At 76.0% G+C, this 15,098-nt stretch carries 14 protein-coding genes and 1 riboswitch; of the genes, 7 read left to right on the forward strand and 7 right to left on the reverse strand.

Annotated elements, in window-relative coordinates; translation table 11 throughout:
- The 4 genes from VK640_13330 to VK640_13345 all read right to left on the reverse strand — a co-directional run.
- Window positions 1-957: FAD/NAD(P)-binding protein (locus tag VK640_13330; GenBank protein HTE74165.1), on the reverse strand; the 957-nt coding region annotated here is incomplete at its 3' end.
- Window positions 958-1,082: 125 nt separating this feature from the next.
- Window positions 1,083-2,648 (reverse strand): circadian clock protein KaiC, encoded by a 1,566-nt coding sequence (kaiC, locus tag VK640_13335; protein HTE74166.1) that lies wholly within the window; start codon window positions 2,646-2,648, stop codon window positions 1,083-1,085.
- Entirely contained in the window at window positions 2,645-3,118 is a 474-nt protein-coding gene (locus VK640_13340; protein HTE74167.1) for an ATP-binding protein, read from the reverse strand. The genes kaiC and VK640_13340 overlap by 4 nt, the downstream gene beginning before the upstream one ends.
- 76 nt (window positions 3,119-3,194) lie before the next feature.
- On the reverse strand, window positions 3,195-4,247 hold the full coding sequence (locus tag VK640_13345; GenBank protein ID HTE74168.1) for a cobalamin-dependent protein: 1,053 nt from the start codon (window positions 4,245-4,247) through the stop codon (window positions 3,195-3,197).
- 96 nt (window positions 4,248-4,343) lie between these two features.
- Window positions 4,344-4,448, forward strand: a riboswitch (TPP riboswitch).
- Window positions 4,449-4,531: 83 nt separating this feature from the next.
- On the opposite strand from VK640_13345, the gene VK640_13350 reads away from it, so the two are divergent.
- From VK640_13350 to VK640_13360, 3 genes are all read left to right on the forward strand, one after another.
- Complete coding sequence (locus VK640_13350) at window positions 4,532-5,152, forward strand: ECF transporter S component (protein HTE74169.1); 621 nt, start codon at window positions 4,532-4,534, stop codon at window positions 5,150-5,152.
- A 63-nt stretch (window positions 5,153-5,215) separates the two neighbouring features.
- On the forward strand, window positions 5,216-6,709 hold the full coding sequence (locus VK640_13355; GenBank protein HTE74170.1) for an ABC transporter ATP-binding protein: 1,494 nt from the start codon (window positions 5,216-5,218) through the stop codon (window positions 6,707-6,709).
- 5 nt (window positions 6,710-6,714) lie between these two features.
- On the forward strand, window positions 6,715-7,506 hold the full coding sequence (locus VK640_13360) for an energy-coupling factor transporter transmembrane component T (GenBank protein HTE74171.1): 792 nt from the start codon (window positions 6,715-6,717) through the stop codon (window positions 7,504-7,506).
- 75 nt (window positions 7,507-7,581) lie between these two features.
- Here VK640_13360 and VK640_13365 read toward each other — a convergent pair whose 3' ends face one another.
- The 3 genes from VK640_13365 to VK640_13375 form a co-directional block, all read right to left on the reverse strand.
- A complete protein-coding gene (locus VK640_13365) occupies window positions 7,582-8,109 on the reverse strand; it encodes a flavodoxin (GenBank protein HTE74172.1) in 528 nt (175 codons plus the stop codon).
- A 63-nt stretch (window positions 8,110-8,172) separates the two neighbouring features.
- The gene (locus VK640_13370; GenBank protein ID HTE74173.1) at window positions 8,173-9,612 is read right to left on the reverse strand and encodes an alpha/beta fold hydrolase; all 1,440 of its coding nucleotides are present in this window, start codon (window positions 9,610-9,612) and stop codon (window positions 8,173-8,175) included.
- A 103-nt stretch (window positions 9,613-9,715) separates the two neighbouring features.
- Window positions 9,716-10,582: an oxygenase MpaB family protein gene (locus tag VK640_13375; protein HTE74174.1), complete on the reverse strand. Its 867-nt coding sequence runs from the start codon at window positions 10,580-10,582 to the stop codon at window positions 9,716-9,718.
- Between the two features lie 188 nt (window positions 10,583-10,770).
- Here VK640_13375 and VK640_13380 point away from each other — a divergent pair, with 188 nt between their 5' ends.
- The 4 genes from VK640_13380 to VK640_13395 all read left to right on the forward strand — a co-directional run.
- Entirely contained in the window at window positions 10,771-11,367 is a 597-nt protein-coding gene (locus tag VK640_13380; GenBank protein ID HTE74175.1) for a YceI family protein, read from the forward strand.
- 130 nt (window positions 11,368-11,497) lie between these two features.
- A complete protein-coding gene (locus VK640_13385) occupies window positions 11,498-12,211 on the forward strand; it encodes an ABC transporter ATP-binding protein (GenBank protein HTE74176.1) in 714 nt (237 codons plus the stop codon).
- Window positions 12,208-13,800 carry a histidine kinase gene (locus tag VK640_13390; protein ID HTE74177.1) on the forward strand — a complete coding sequence of 531 codons (1,593 nt, stop codon included), beginning with the start codon at window positions 12,208-12,210 and terminating at the stop codon, window positions 13,798-13,800. The genes VK640_13385 and VK640_13390 overlap by 4 nt, the downstream gene beginning before the upstream one ends.
- Window positions 13,797-15,098 (forward strand): hypothetical protein (locus VK640_13395; protein ID HTE74178.1); only part of this gene is annotated, 1,302 nt, incomplete at its 3' end. The genes VK640_13390 and VK640_13395, both read left to right, overlap by 4 nt.

A 15,098-nucleotide genomic window follows, 5' to 3' on the forward strand; every position in this document is an offset into this window, starting at 1 on the left:
CGAGCCGGGTGCCATCCGGTGCCGGTGCAGGTCCCACCACGCCGCGTGCTCGCGGAGGAAGCGAGCCTGGTCGTCGGCGGACAGCGACGACCAGAGAGCGCCGGTCAGCGGGCGCAGCGTGTCGAAGGCCGCCCGCCAGTCGCGCCGCTCACGGACCGCGTCGCGCACCGTGCGCGCCACCAGGCGGCGCAGGTGCTCGAGGTCGCCTGGGCGACTGCGCCGGGCCACCGACACCAGCTCCGGCAGCGGCGCGCCGGGGGTCTCGTCGCGGCCGGTCGCGTGCACGGCGGGCAGCCGGCCGCGCCGGCTCACGAGGTGCAGGGTGCGACCGGGACGGCCCAGCGTCAGCGCCACGTCCACGCCGGTGAGCCCGGTGCCGACGAGCAGCACGTCACCGTCGTCGGGGACCGCGGCCAGTGCGCCTGGCGCCCACGGGTCGGCGACGAAGCCTCCGTGGCCCAGCAGCGCGACCGGCGCCCACGCGGTGCCCGGGGCGAAGACGCCCGGTGCCAGGACCGCGGCGTCGACGCCCGGCTGGCTGCCGTCGGCCAACGTCAGGTCGATCTTGCCGTCGCGGACCGTCAGCCCGGTCGCGCGGGTCCGGCGGTGCCCGACGGTGACGCCGTCGGTGTCGACCACGACGGTCCGCAGGGTGTCGTCGAGGTACGCCGCGAAGTCGCTGCGCCGGGCGAAGTCGCCGGGCGGGGTGCGCGAGTCGACGTGCCGCCACAGCCAGTCGACGAAGTGGTTGGGCTCGTCCGGGAAGGCAGACATGCCCCGCGCCGGCACGTTGAGCAGGTGGCGCCCGTCGCGGGTGGAGTAGGCGACCCCGCGCCCGACGTGCTCCGCCGGGTCGACCAGCAGGATCTCCAGCCGCTCGCCGCGGCGGCCGCGCGAGGCGGCAGCCAGGTGGAGCGCCGTCAGCGTGCCGGCCGCGCCGGCGCCGACGATTGACACCCGCCTCGGGGTCGGACACCCACCCTGCGCCACGGACCCACCTCCTGTTGTCTACTGGATAGGTAGACTAACAGTTTCGCGTAACAGGGGGCCGGCGTCACACCACCGTGTTGCAGCCGCTCTGCTCAGCGGAAGGACGGCGGCATCACGTCGTCGATCGCGTCCGTGGGGACGACGTTGACGACGTTGCCGGACAGGATGCCGGCGACCGTCCGGAAGGGTTCGCCGACGTGCAGGCCCTCGGCGTCGATGGAGTACTCGCGGATGTCGCGGTCGTGGTCGGACCCGCGCATCTTGAGCACGGTCAGGCCGCGCTTCACCGCACCGAACACCTCGACGTAGCGCAGCAGGATGATGCTGTCGGTCAGCGTCGAGATGTGGGTCTCGGTCACCGACGTGCCACCGAGCAGGGTGTCGGTGGCGGCGGTGAAGAGGCCGACCGTCTGCTTGGCCTTGACGAACGACGTCAGCCCGATGATGAACTCGCGGAACGACTTCTGCGAGCCGACCCGCTCCAGCGCGGACAGGCTGTCGATGGCGATCCGGGCCGGCTGGTACTCCTCGATGATCCGCTTGATCTCGACCAGGTGGTCCTCGAGCGTCGCCACCTCAGGGTAGGTCGACACGACGTGCAGCAGGCCGTCGGCCTCTGCCTTGGCGAAGTCGTAGCCCCAGCCGCGTGCGTTGCGCTGCAGCTGGTCGTGGCTCTCCTCGAACGCCAGCATCAGCGACCGCTCGCCGCCCCGGACACCACCCGCGAGGAACTCGGTGACCAGCAGCGTCTTGCCCGTGCCGGTCGCGCCCGAGACGAGCACGATCGAGTCGCGGAAGAAGCCGCCGCCGCACAGCGCGTCGACCTCCCGGTTGCCCGAGCTGATGCGGGTGTCCGTCGAGCCCTGGTCGAGCTCCTGCACCGAGATGGGCAGCACCATGAGCCCCTCACCGCCGAGCACGGTGAAGGGGAACTGGCCGCGCCGGTGCTGCGCCCCGCGCATCTTGAGCACTTCGACGGTGCGACGACGCGACTCTGCCTCGAGCGTGTTGCGCAGCAGGACCACGGTGTCGGCGACGTACTGCTCGACACCGGTCACCGAGACGTCGCCGTCGCTGTCATGGTCGCTCTCGACGGTGAGGACCACCGTCGCACCGAGCCGGCGCAGCTCGGCGAGCAGTCCGCGCAGCCGCTGCCGGCCACCGGTCTGGTCGCTCTCGGAGGCCAGCGCGGCGCCGAAGGAGTCGACGACGACGCGGGTGGCGCCGGTGCGGTCGACCGCCTGCCCGATCTGCGCCAGCAGGGTGTCGACGTGCAGCGGCGCCGCCTGGTCGAGGTGGCTGTCGTAGCGGGGCGACCCGTCCACGAAGGCCCAGTCACCGCGCTGCTCTAGCGCGGCGACGTCGCAGCCGAGGGTGGCCAGGTTGCGCCGCAGGTCGGCCGCGGACTCCTCGAGGGTCACGAAGACCCCGGGCTCGCCGGTCGCGGCCCCTGCGGCGAGGAACTGGCCGGCCAGCACCGTCTTGGCGCTGCCCGCCGGCCCGGCGATGACCGTGACCCGACCGCGCGGGAAACCGCCCATCGTGACGTGGTCGAGGCCCGGGATGCCGGTCGGGATGCGGTCGATGGCCGCGGTGTCCGTCGTCGCCACCTGCACCACCGGCGCGGGGGCGGCCCGGTCAGGGGTCAGCTGGCTCACGACGCAGCCATCCGGTCGGCCGACATGGACAGCGGCAGGGTGAACCACACCGTCTTGCCGCCGGTGAACGTCGTGGTGCCCCAGTCGTGGCTGAGGTCGGCGACGAGGGCCAGCCCCCGGCCGCCGGGCCGGTCGCCGCTGTGGACGCGGGCCGTCAGCGGCTCGCTGCCAGGCATCCGGTCGGCCACGCAGACCAGGGCACGGCCGCCGTCGACGCACACGCCGAGCTCGACCGGGGTGTGCGCGTGCAGGATCGCGTTGGTCACGAGTTCGCTGACCAGCAACAGCACGGTGTCGAGCGAGTCCTCGTCGACCCCCTCGAGCAGGTCGCGGACGAAGCGGCGCGCGACCCCGACCGACGCCGGCACCGGGTCCAGCTCGAGGTGCTCGGTGACGGCGGACGGCCCGGGGACCAGCGGTGGCGACGGCAGCCGCAGCACCGTGTCACAGCACACGTCCCGCACCCCCACGGCCCCTGCTCACGACCCGCTCGGTACCCAGGTCGGGTCCCGGTCACTCCCCCTGTCCATCCGACTGAGACCAAGGTCACCCGGAGCGCAGCAGCTCGCGGGCCCGGTCCAGCATCGCCGACGCCTGCGGAGCCCGGTCCGCGAGCGCCTCGACCGCGCCAGCATAGAGGTCGTCCACCAGGTCGACGGGGACCTTGCGCGCCGTCATCACCCCGCGCAACCAGACGGTGTACTCCTCCAGCATCCCCTCGTCACGGGTGAGCTGGACGCCCGAGGCGCAACGCAGCAGGTAGGCGACCTCCTTGCGCAGCCGGCCCTCGAGCGCCCGGCTCTGGCTGTGCAGACGAGGCCGTCGCTGGTTCAGCCGCAGCATCACGTCGTCGACCCAGTCCGTGGGCGCCACTGCGAGCGTCTCCCACTCGTCGGTGTCCGGCACCACCGCCGCCCGGAAGGCGGCCGGTGGCCCGGCCGTCCAGGCCCGCAGCACCGCCGCGGCGGCGACCGGGTCGGCGACCCACGCGTCGGCGCCGATCGCCTCGGCCCGGCTGCCGTGCGACCCGAACGCGCTGCCCGCGACGATCACCGGGACCCCGACGGCGTGCGCCTCGAAGACCGTCTCGCGCGCGCCGACCAGGGTCATCGCGGTCGAGCACGACAGCCCGAGCGCGGTCGGCGCCTGCACAGCGAGGAAGTCGCCCAGCGAGTCGCTCGGGAGGGACGCCCCGACGTACGTCACGTCGACGCCCTCGGCACGCAGCACGTCGGCAGCCATCCGTGCGCTCAGCGAGTGCCACTCGCCGTCGGCGCACGCCAGCACCATCGACGGCTGGCCGTCGTCGGGCATCCGCACGCCGGCCGAGAGCACCGCGGTCTGCAGCGCCACCTCGGTGATGCCGGTCGCGGTGTGCTCCTGCGCGACGCTCCACCGGCCCAGCTCCCACATCCGCCCGACCTCGACCTGCGCCGGGGCGAGCACCTGGCCCACGATGCGGTCGAGCGGGACGCCCGTGCCGGCCAGGCCGGCGACCAGCCGCACGGCGTCGCGCATCGAGGACCGGCTCAGCGCGTCGACGTAGCGGGCCCGGGCGTCCTCGAGGTCGGCGTCCGGCGACGTGGTCGCGGAGGTCACGGACCCAACGGTACGCAGCGGCGTCAGCGGCCCCGCACCCCCCGGTTGCCGCGTGCTAGCGTCGCGGCGTGCGGCCCACCCCGGTCGCGCACCAACTACAGACCACAGGGGAGCGCAGCAGCGCTGAGAGTGCGGACCCGTCCGCAGACCCTCCTACCTGATCTGGGTAATGCCAGCGCAGGGAGTCGGTTACCACCCCGCCGTCGCCCGTCCGGTCGTCCCGGGCGTACGTCGGCGAGGAGCTCAGACCGCGCGTCCCGTCCACCTCGGACAGGAGCGAGCAGATGACCACCACCACCCGCACCTCGCACCCGACCACGGGGCCGGACGCCACCGCCTCGTGGCGCACGGTCGACGTCGTCGTCGCGGCAGCGATCGGCGTCGCGTTCGGCGTCGTGTTCTGGGGCTGGAACAGCCTCTGGAACGTCCTCGAGCCGGCCTTCGCGTCCTACCCGCCGGGCCGCGCCTTCCTCTACGGCATGTGGCTGGTGCCGGCCGTCCTCGGCGCCCTCGTGGTGCGCAAGCGCGGGGCCGCCCTCTTCACCGAGCTGGTCGCGTCGCTCGTGTCGGCCGTGCTCGGCACGTCGTGGGGGCTGTTCGTCCTGGCCTACGGGCTGGTGGAGGGCGCCGCGGCCGAGCTGGTCTTCGCCCTCGCGCTCTACAAGTCGTGGCGGCTGCCGGTGGCGCTGGGGGCGGCTGCCGCGGCCGGCGGGGCGGCGGCGCTGCTCGACCTCGCGTTCTACTACCCGGACTGGGCGGGCGACTGGCAGGTCGTCTACGCCGCGCTGGTCGTGGCGAGCTCGACCCTGCTGGCCGGTCTCGGCTCCTGGCTGCTGGTCCGGGCCCTGGCGCGGACCGGCGTGCTGGCGCCCTTCGGCTCCGGCCGCGACCAGTCGCGCGTCTGACCGCCAGGTGTGCGACGACACACCGACCCACCGGCGTGTCCGGTGTGTCGTCGCACACCTGACGTGACCGGGGCTCCGGCCGGGGGCACTGCCCCGGTGGCGGTCGACCTGCGCGGCTGGGGCTGGCGCCACGGCGGCCGCCACGCCTGGGCGCTGCGCGGCGTCGACCTGCGCCTCGAGCCGGGCGAGCGGGTGCTGCTGCTCGGGCCGTCGGGGGCCGGCAAGTCCACCCTGCTGACCGCCCTGGCCGGCCTCCTCGACGCGAGCAGCGGCGGCGAGCAGGAAGGCACGCTGACCCTCGACGGCCGGCCCGCCGCCGAAGTGCGGTCCCGGGCCGGCCTGGTCATGCAGGACCCCGAGGCCGCCCTGGTCATGGCTCGCGCGGGCGACGACGTCGCGTTCGGCCTGGAGAACCGCGGCGTCCCCACCGAGGCGATCTGGCAGCGGGTCGACGAGGCGCTGCACGCAGTGGGCTTCCCCTACGGCCGTGACGCCCCGACCGCGGCACTCTCCGGCGGCGAGCAGCAGCGGCTCGCGCTGGCCGGCATCGTCGCACTGCGCCCGGGCCTGCTGCTGCTCGACGAGGTCACGGCGAACCTGGACCCCGACGGTGCCGCCCTCGTGCGCGCCGCCCTCGCCGTGGTGCTCGACGCGACCGGTGCCACCGCGGTCGTCGTCGAGCACCGGGTGGAGCAGGTGGTCGACCTGGTGCACCGCGCTGTCGTGCTCGAGCCGGGCGGCGGCGTGGCCGAGGACGGCCCACCGGCCGAGGTGTTCGACCAGGTCGGCGCCCGGCTGGCGGCGCGCGGCGTGTGGGTGCCGGGGCACCGCCCGCTGGTACGTCGACGCGCCCCCTCGACCACGGGACCCGCCCTCGTGCGCGCCGACCGGACGGCCTTCCGCTACCCGGCTGCGGACCGCGCGGCTCTGGCCGCCACCGACCTGACCCTGTGCGCCGGCGAGGCGGTCGCGCTGACCGGCCCGAACGGCGCCGGCAAGTCGACCCTCGCGCTCTGCCTGGCCGGGCTGCTCCGGCCGACCGGCGGCGAGGTCGTCCCGGAGCCGGCGCTGGACCCCCCGCAGCCGGCGCGGCCGCTGTGGCGGTGGCGCGGCCGCGACCTGGTCACCCGGGTCGGCACCGTCTTCCAGGACCCCGAGCACCAGCTCGTCGCCTCGACGGTCCGCCGCGAGCTGCTGGTCGGGCCGCGGCAGGCCGGCGCCTCGGACGCGGCCGCCGGCCAGCGGGCCGACGAGCTGCTGGAGCGGCTGGGCCTGGCCCGGCTCGCGGCCGCGAACCCGTTCACGCTGTCCGGCGGGGAGAAGCGGCGGCTGTCGGTCGCCACCGCGATCGCCACCGCCCCGAGGGTCGTCGTGACCGACGAGCCGACGTACGGCCAGGACGCCCTGACCTGGGCCGCCCTCGCCGGGCTGCTCGCCGACCTGCGCGACGGTGGCTGCGCGCTCCTGACGGTGACGCACGACGAGGACCTGGTGGACGCCATCGCCGACCGCCGCGTCACCCTCGTCCGGTCGACCGCCGACCAGGGGTCGCCGTGAGCGTCCTGGTGCCGCTGGCGCCGGACCCGGACGCCGCGCTGTCGCGGCGCAACCCGGTCGCCAAGCTGACCGCCGCGGGCATCGTCACCGTCGCCATGCTCGTCTCGCTCGACCCGGTGACCCCCGCTGTGCTCCTGGTGATCGAGGCCGCGGCGATGCCGTTCAGCGGGGTGCGGCTGGGCACGCTGCTGCGCCGGTCGTGGCCGCTGCTGCTGGGCATCGGGGGTGTGGTCGTCGCCAACCTGATCGCGGTCCAGGGCGGCGAGGTGCTCGTCGAGATCGGGCCGGTCGACGTGACGACCGAGGCCGTCGAGTCCGCGGCAGCTGTGGCCCTGCGGCTGCTGGCCCTGACCCTGCCGGGCATCGTCGTGCTGGCCGCCACCGACCCGATGGACCTGGCCGACGCGCTGGTGCAGCGGTGGCGGGTGCCGGCGCGGTTCGCCTACGGGGCGCTGGCGGCGCTGCGGCTGCTCCCGCTGCTGTCAGCCGACTGGCACATGATCGGTCGGGCCCGCCGGGCAAGGGGGCTCGACGCCGGCTGGTCGCCGGTGGGCCGGCTGCGGGCGTTCACCGGGCAGGTGTTCGCGGTGCTGGTCGCCGCCGTCCGGCGGGGAGTGCGGCTGGCGGCGGCGATGGACGCCCGTGGCTTCGCCACGACCGGGGTCGAGCGCACGATCGCCCGGCCGCAGCCGATGCAGCCCGCCGACTGGGCGCTGGTGGCCGGCACGGCGGCCGCAGTCGCCCTCGCCGTTGCCGTCTCGGTGGCGCTGGGCACCTGGCGGCCGCCCTTCGGCTGACGCCCCCGCCCTTCGGCTCACGCCCCGCCCTGCACTGTTGGCGGCTTGGCGGCTCGGTCGGCACGGCGGGACGCGTCAGCCCGACGTGCGCGCGGGGGTCCGCAGCTGCAGCCGAAGGCCGAGCTCGTTGCCCCACTGCCGGGCCCGGTCCTCCTCGCCGGGGAGCAGCGGCCCCTGCGTGGAGCCGACCCAGAAGCTCGTCGCGGGGGCGAGCACCCGGGCACCGGCCCGGCCGAGCCGCTTCTCCGCGCCGCGGGCGGCTGAGCCGGGCAGGCCCTTCTTGTGCACCCGGGTGTCGAAGGTGGCCACCCGGCACGTCGTGGAGCCGAGCCCGTCCAGCCACTCCCGCACGCCGATGCCCTTGGCCAGGGCGCTCGAGGCACCCTGCTGGCCCGCCGACTCGCGGGTGGCCGGCCGGGTCATGCCGAAGGCGTGCGTGGGACCGCCGAGCACCAGCAGCTCGACGTCGTCCTCCAGCACCAGGTCGGGGGTGGCCCGGGCGGCCCGCACCGGCACCTCGTCGGACAGCCCTTCGGCGATGGCCCGGGCCACCACCTCGGAGTTGCCGAACATCGACTCGAAGACCACCACTGCGCGCGTCATGACGTCCTCCTCGCGTCCACGCTGACGCGCGGGCGCCCGGGTCGGACAGGGACCGAGGTCCCTTCAGAGCAGCAGGAAGTCCCGGGCCGCCGTGCGGCCTCGGCCTGGCGAGGCGGTGACCACGTGGCCGCCGCCGCGCACGACGACCAGCCGCGCGCCGGGCAGCCGGTCGGCAGCGCTGCCCCGCACCGACTCGACCGGCGTCGTGACGTCGTGCTCCCCGACGAGGAGGAGCACCGGGACGCGAGGCAGGCGCACCTGCCCGCGGGCCACCGCCGATGGCTCGACCGGCGGCCAGGCCCGGCACTCCACGACGCCACTGCTCCCGGCCACGGTCCGTGCGTCGAAGGGGTACGTCGTCGAGCTGCTCAGCCGGGCGACCTGACGGCGTACCGCCGGAGCGCGCCGGTCGGCCGGCGCCGACGAGCGCCCCCACGGGAACGTCTGGTCGGCGCAGTAGGCAGCGCTGTGCAGCCCCGCGGAGAACACCGACGGCGACGTCGCGAACCCGGTCCGGTAGGCCTGCAGCAGACGGTCCAGGTCGGAGCGGTCACCGGACCGCGCCCGGCGCAGGGCCGGCAGCAGCGTGTCGAAGGCCGGCCGCACCGCGCTCATCCCGCCGACCAGCCCGAGCAGGTCCGGCCCGCCGCCGTCCCGGCGGACGACGGCGGCCAGGTCGGCCACCGGGTCGCCGGCGCAGTCCTGGGCCGCGCAGGCCGAGCGCAGCACCCGCGACGTCGCCTGCACGGTGTCGAGCTCGAGGGTGTCGGCCCCGGCCGCCGGGAGGGGCGAGTCCAGGACGAGCGCGGTCACCCGGTCGCGGTGCGCCGCGGCGTACTGCTGCGCGACGTAGGTCCCGTAGCTCACCGCGAAGACGGACCACCGCTCCGCCTCGAGCACCTCCCGCAGCTCCTCCAGGTCGGCGACCGTGTCGTCGGTGCCGTAGAGGGAGCGCGCGTCGCCCAGCGTCGCCGCGCAGGAGCGCACCGCTGCCGCAGCCGGCACGAAGCTCTGCCCCGACGAGGTCTGCAGCGCCGGGCAGTCCAGCGCCGACGGCCCGGTGCCGCGCTGGTCGAGCGCGACCAGGCGGTAGGCCGCCATCACCTCCGGGCCAAGACGCTTCGCGATCTCCGACGCGAGCGGGGCACCAGCGGCCCCCGGGCCGCCGTTGAGGGCGAGCAGCACCCCGCGGGGCGCCTGCTGCTCGGTCTCGACAGCCACCTGCAGCGAGGTGGTGCCGCCGGATGGGGCGCCGCGGTCGAGGGGGACGTCGAGCGTGCCGCAGGTGAACCCGCCACGGCAGGAGTACGCCCCCTCGAGCCGGTCCAGGCCTGCCAGCGCGGCCGGCGCCGAGGACGTGGCGGCGCCCGTCGACGCGGCCGGGGTGCGGGATCCGGCGGCGCCGGAAGATGCGGCGCCGGAACCCTCGGCGTCCCCACTGCTACAGCCCGAGAGCAGGGCGAGCAGCACGAAGCTCGCCCCGGCGGTCCGGCCACCACGCATGGCGCCGGACCCTACGAGCCGCCGGGCGACGGCCGGAACCCACGGCCGGCCCGGAAGCGCGAATCGACTTGGAACCGTGACCCAATCGAGCCGACAGCGGCGCTCAGGTGCGGTGAACGGCGCTGACCCGGCGGTGCGCGGCGGCGGCGGCCGGGCTCTCGCCGAGCACGACGGCGAGCAGCCGGGTGGCCGCCTTGCCCAGGACCCGGCCGGCCGGGGGCGGCAGCAGCGGCCGGGCCGCGAGCAGGGGCCGCAGCTCGGGCGGCAGGGTCGCCGCGGCGGCCGCGGCCACGACGCGATAGGGCGCCCGGACGTGCGCCGGCAGCGGCGGGTCGAGCAGGAAGCGGTGGGCGGTCGTGGTGGCGGGGGTGCGCGCCAGGCTGGGCAGGTAGTGGGCCCACGCCGCGGCCAGCTCGGCCCGGTCGTGCGGCACCTGGGCCGCGCCGAGCCGCTCCCCGACCACCGCCATGTCGCCCAGGTAGGAGTCGAGGTCGAACGGCGTCCGGCCCAGCCGCAGCACCGACTCGGCCAGCGAGTCGGTCAGGGCGAGGTGCACCCAGCCGAGGAGGTCCGGGTCGCCGGCGTCGTACGGCCGGCCCTCCGGGGTGCGCCCGCGGACCGGAGCGTGCGCCCGCCGGACCCGCTCGCAGGCCTGCTCGGCCTGCCGGCTGGTGCCGAAGGTCGTCACGGTCACGAACGCGGCCGTCCGCTGCAGCCGGCTCTCGGGGTCGGCGCGGTAGTCGGAGTGCTGGTCGAAGCCGGCGAGGACGGTCGGGTGCATCGCCTGGACCAGCAGGGCGCGCACACCGCCGACCAGGGTCGCCGCGTCGGCGTGGACCGACCAGATCGTCGATCCCGGCCCGAACCACCCGGCGTCGCCCGGGTCGCCGATCGCCCGTACCCACGGGGCAGCCCCGTCCGGGTCCCCGGTCAGCAGGGTGCGCACCACGCGCCGCGCCGGGTTCCGCACGTCCCACCTCCTCGGGCTCTGCAACTCGGACGCAACCGCGCCGCAAGCACCACCGCCCAGTGTGGTGCCAGCCACACCAGCACCGGCCAGACAGCACGGTCGTCGGTCACCCCTTCCCGGCGCACCGTGGTCGCAGACGCGGTGCCCGACCGGGCACCGGACGACGGCACCGACCGAGGGACCATGCCATGGCCACCGCCACCGCAACCCGCCGCACCCGCGCCACCCGCCCGGCCCGCCCGACCGCTGAGCGGCCGGCCGAGGCGACCGGCTGGCGCGTCGCGCCGCCGGCGGGCACCTGGGCCATCGACCCGTCCCGGGCGGTCGTCGCGTTCTCCGGCCGCACGTCGTTCGTCTCCCCGACCATCCGGGCCTGCTTCGCCGAGGTGGGCGGCACCGTCGAGGTCGGCGACGAGCACTCGGTGCGGGTGGACGTCGACGTGACGTCGATGACCACCGGCAACCGGGCCTACGACGAGGTCATCTCGGCGTTCGACCCGTTCGACGCGGCGCGTCACCCGATGGCCGTCTACCGCAGCAGCGCGGTCGCCTGGACCCCCGACGGCGCGGTCATCGACGGCAGCCTGACCCTGCGCGGGGTCACCCGCACGGTCTCGCTGACCGCGACGTACGACCTCGGCCGGGACGGCGACCGGATGCTGGTGCGGGCCGGTGGCTCGGTCGACCGGGAGGGGTTCGGCGTTCGCTTCGACGTGCCCGGCGTCGGCAAGCTGGTGCCGCGCATCATGCGGCTCGAGATCGATGTGGACGTCGTCCGGCTCTGACCGCGTTCGCCCCCGGGGTGGTGGTAGCCACACCCGGCGGGTGTCGGCACCTTGCCGACCGCGGCCGGCGGGGACGCAATCGGGTCAAGGTCGCCGTCCGGGCCGACCGCCCGACCTAGGGTGGCCGCTCGTGAGCGACCTGCAGGACGGCCCACCGGCGCTGGAGCTGGCGGGCGTGCGCCGGACGTACGAGGCCGAGACCGCCCCGGTCCGGGCCCTGCGCGGGGTGGACCTCACGGTGGCCCGCGGCGAGTTCGTCGCCCTGATGGGCCCGTCCGGCTGCGGCAAGTCGACCCTGCTGCACCTGGCGGCCGGGCTGGACCGGCCGGACGAGGGGTCGGTCCAGCTGGCCGGCGAGGAGCTCACCGTGCTGTCCGAGAGCCGCCTGTCGCGGCTGCGGCGGCGCCACGTCGGCCTGGTCTTCCAGTTCTTCAACCTGCTCGAGGGCATGAGCGTCGGCGAGAACGTCGCCCTGGCCGCCATGGTGGCCGGCGCCTCCCGCCGCGACGCCGACAGCCGGGCGCACGAGCTGCTCGACCTGCTCGGGCTGCTCGACAAGTCCGGCTCCGCGCCGGCCACCCTGTCCGGCGGGCAGCGGCAGCGGCTGGCGATCGCCAGGGCCCTGGCCAACTCGCCGACCCTGCTCCTCGCCGACGAGCCGACCGGTGCGCTCGACAGCGACGGCGCCGAGGAGGTGCTGGCGCTGTTCCAGCGGCTGCACGCGGACGGCCAGAGCATCCTCATGGTCACCCACAACCCGGACGTCGCCGCCGGCGCCTCGCGCGTGGTCCACCTGCGCGACGGCGTGGTCGCCCCGGCCGAGACCGGGTCGGCGGTCGCGTGACGCTCGCGCTCGGCCAGCAGGCCTCGGCGGTCACCCGCCAGCGGGTGCAGGTCACGGTCGCCGGCGGCCTCCTCGCGGCCACGGTGGTGGCGGTGGCCGCTGCCCTCGACCTGCTCGGGTCGGCGCAGCCCGACTGGTGGCTGGTGGGCGCCGCGGCTGCGGCGCTGCTGGTCGCGGGTGCCGCCGCGGGCGCTTTGACGGCCGTACGTCGCGAGGCCAGCCGGCTGCTCGCCGCCGCGGCCGCCCTGACCGGGCTCGCGGCGGCCGTCCTGCTCGGCCTGGTGGTGGCCGTGCTGGTGCTCGGCCGGCTGCCGCACGCCGACGAGCGGGCCGTGGTGGCCCCGGCGCTGCTCGGGGCGGCGGCCGCGGCGCTCGCGTTCGGCCCGCTGCGGCAGGCCGTGGCCCGAGCCACCCTCCGCTCGACGCTCGGGCTGCGCCGCACGCCCGAGGCGGTCCTGGAGACCTTCGGCGACCGCAGCACCCGGGACGTGCCGCTGGAGGAGCTGCTGCGCCAGCTCGCCGAGTCGCTGCGGGCGTCCATGGGAGTGCACAGCGTCGAGATGTGGACCGGCGACGGCGAGGGCCTGACCCGCCTCCTGTCGGTGCCGCACCGGGCCGGCGCGACCACCGAGCTGGGCCCCGCCGAGGCCGCCGTGCTGCGCCGTTCCGGCGTCGCGGGCGAGGCGTGGCTGGCCCTGTGGCTGCCCGAGCTGCTGGTCGGCCGGGGCGACGCGCAGGTGCGGGTGGCGCCGGTCGGCTACGGCAACGACCTGCTCGGCGCCCTGGTCGTCGAGCAGCCGCGCGAGGGCGAGCGGGTCCGGGCCGACGACGAGCGCACCCTCGGCGAGGTCAGCCGCCGGCTCGGCATCGTGCTGCACAACCGGGCGCTCGACGCCGCCCTGCAGGCGAGCCTCGACGACCTGCGCCGGACCAACGACGAGCTGCGTGCCTCGCGGCTGCGGCTGGTGTCGGCCGCCGACGCAGAGCGGCGCCGGATCGAGCGCGACATCCACGACGGCGCGCAGCAGCACCTGGCCGCGTTGGCCGTGAACCTCGGGCTGGCCCGCCAGCTGCTGGCCGACGAGTCGGAGGAGCGGGCGACCGTCGGGGAGCTGCTGGCGTCGATGACCGAGGACGTGCGGGCCACGATCGCCGAGGTGCGCGACCTGGCGCACGGCATCTACCCGCCGCTGCTGCGCCAGGCGGGTCTGCCCGACGCGCTCAAGGCGGCGGCCCAGCGCAGCGCCGGGCCGGTGACGGTCCAGGCGGAGGACGTCGGCAGGCCCGGCGCCGACGTCGAGGCCGCGCTGTACTTCTGCGTCCTCGAGGCGCTGCAGAACGTCGCCAAGCACGCGCCGGACGCGTCGGTCGCCATCCGGCTGGGGACCGACCGGGGCACCGGCGACCTGGTGCTCGCCGTGGCGGACGACGGTCCGGGCTTCGCCCAGGACGGCGACTCCGCCGGCCAGGGCCAGCAGAACATGGTCGACCGGATGGGGGCCGTCGGCGGCGCGGTGACCTGGACGTCGACGCCCGGGCGCGGCACGACGGTGGAGCTGCGGCTGCCGCGCCCGGACGGGTCCTCGTGAACGCCGCGGTCGGCCGGGTCGCCGGCTCGGAGCTGCGCCGGCGGTGGGGGTCGATGGTTGTGCTCGGGCTGCTCGCGGGGCTCGTCGGCGCGGTCGTCGCCGGGGCGAGCGCCGTCGCCCTGCGGACCGCCACGGCGTACGACCGGCTGGTCTCCGCCACGCACCTGGACGACGCCCGCGTCATCGTCTTCTCCGACGACATCGACGTGGACCGGATCGCCCGCTTTCCCGGTGTCACCGAGTCGTGGCAGTCGCAGCAGGTGATCGGGCAGCTGCTCGGGCGCGAGGTGGCCTACCTCAGCGTGTCGAGCGGGCCGCCCCGCCCGGACACGCTCTTCTCGCCGGTCGTGCTCGAGGGTCGGGCCCCGCGCGACGGCCGGGCCGACGAGGTGCTCGTGCCCTCGGTGCTCGCCCGGGAGGTCGGGCTGCACGTCGGCGACCGGCTGCCGATGAAGCTGCTGACCCCGCAGGAGGTGACGCAGTTCGACACCGGGTTCGGCAAGCCGGACGGGCCGCGCCTGGACCTGCGGGTCGTGGGCATCGCGCGGGTCGCGCGCACCTGGGTCGGCGGCGGCCTGGGACCGGTCATCGGGACCCCCGCGCTGCAGAAGGAGTACCAGGACAGTCAGCTCGGCCACAACATCCTGGTCCGGCTGGCCGACGGCCCCGAGGGGGTGCCCGCCTTCGACCGGCGGGTGCGCCGGCTCGGCGAGCGGGCGTCGTCCGGCGACGTCGGGCAGGAGTTCGGGACGCTGCAGGCGTCCTACCCGACCTCGGAGACCGACCCTGAGGTGACCGCCGCCACCTCGACGCTGGTCGGCGGCCAGCTGGTCTTCATCGTGCTGGCCGTGCTCGGGGGGCTGCTCGCGGTCGGGCAGGGACTGTCGCGCCACCACGCGGCCGGGGCGGGGGAGCAGCAGATCGAGGCCGCGCTGGGCCTGACCCGCGGCGAGCGGGTGCTGGCCCGGGTCGGCCCCGGCTTGCTGGGCGCGGCGGTGGCGGCGGGGGTCACCGTCGTCGGGACACTGCTGGCGGGGCTGGTCGAGCCGCTCGGCCCGCTGCGGGAGTACGAGCCGGAGCCCGGGTGGCTGCCGGAGCCGATGCTGGTCGTCCTGGGCGCACTGCTCGTCGCGGTCGCGTTCCTGCTGCTGACGGCCCTCACGGCGGCCCGGGTGGTGCGGCGGGAGACGATGGGTGCCGGTGTCGCGCGCCCGACCCTGGGCCTGACCTGGCTGGGCCGCCGGGCGCCGGCCCTGGCCGGGCTCACGTTCGCGCTGCGCGGCCGGGCCTCGGCGGCC

This window comes from Actinomycetes bacterium (assembly GCA_035489715.1).
In the GTDB taxonomy this organism is placed as follows: domain Bacteria; phylum Actinomycetota; class Actinomycetes; order JACCUZ01; family JACCUZ01; genus DATHAP01.

Coding starts and splice junctions, on each gene's coding strand:
- VK640_13380 (HTE74175.1), top strand. CDS start 10,771: ATGGCCACCGCCACCGCAACCCGCCGCACCCGCGCCACCCGCCCGGCC.
- VK640_13370 (HTE74173.1), bottom strand. CDS start 9,612: ATGCGTGGTGGCCGGACCGCCGGGGCGAGCTTCGTGCTGCTCGCCCTG.
- VK640_13350 (HTE74169.1), top strand. CDS start 4,532: ATGACCACCACCACCCGCACCTCGCACCCGACCACGGGGCCGGACGCC.
- VK640_13365 (HTE74172.1), bottom strand. CDS start 8,109: ATGACGCGCGCAGTGGTGGTCTTCGAGTCGATGTTCGGCAACTCCGAG.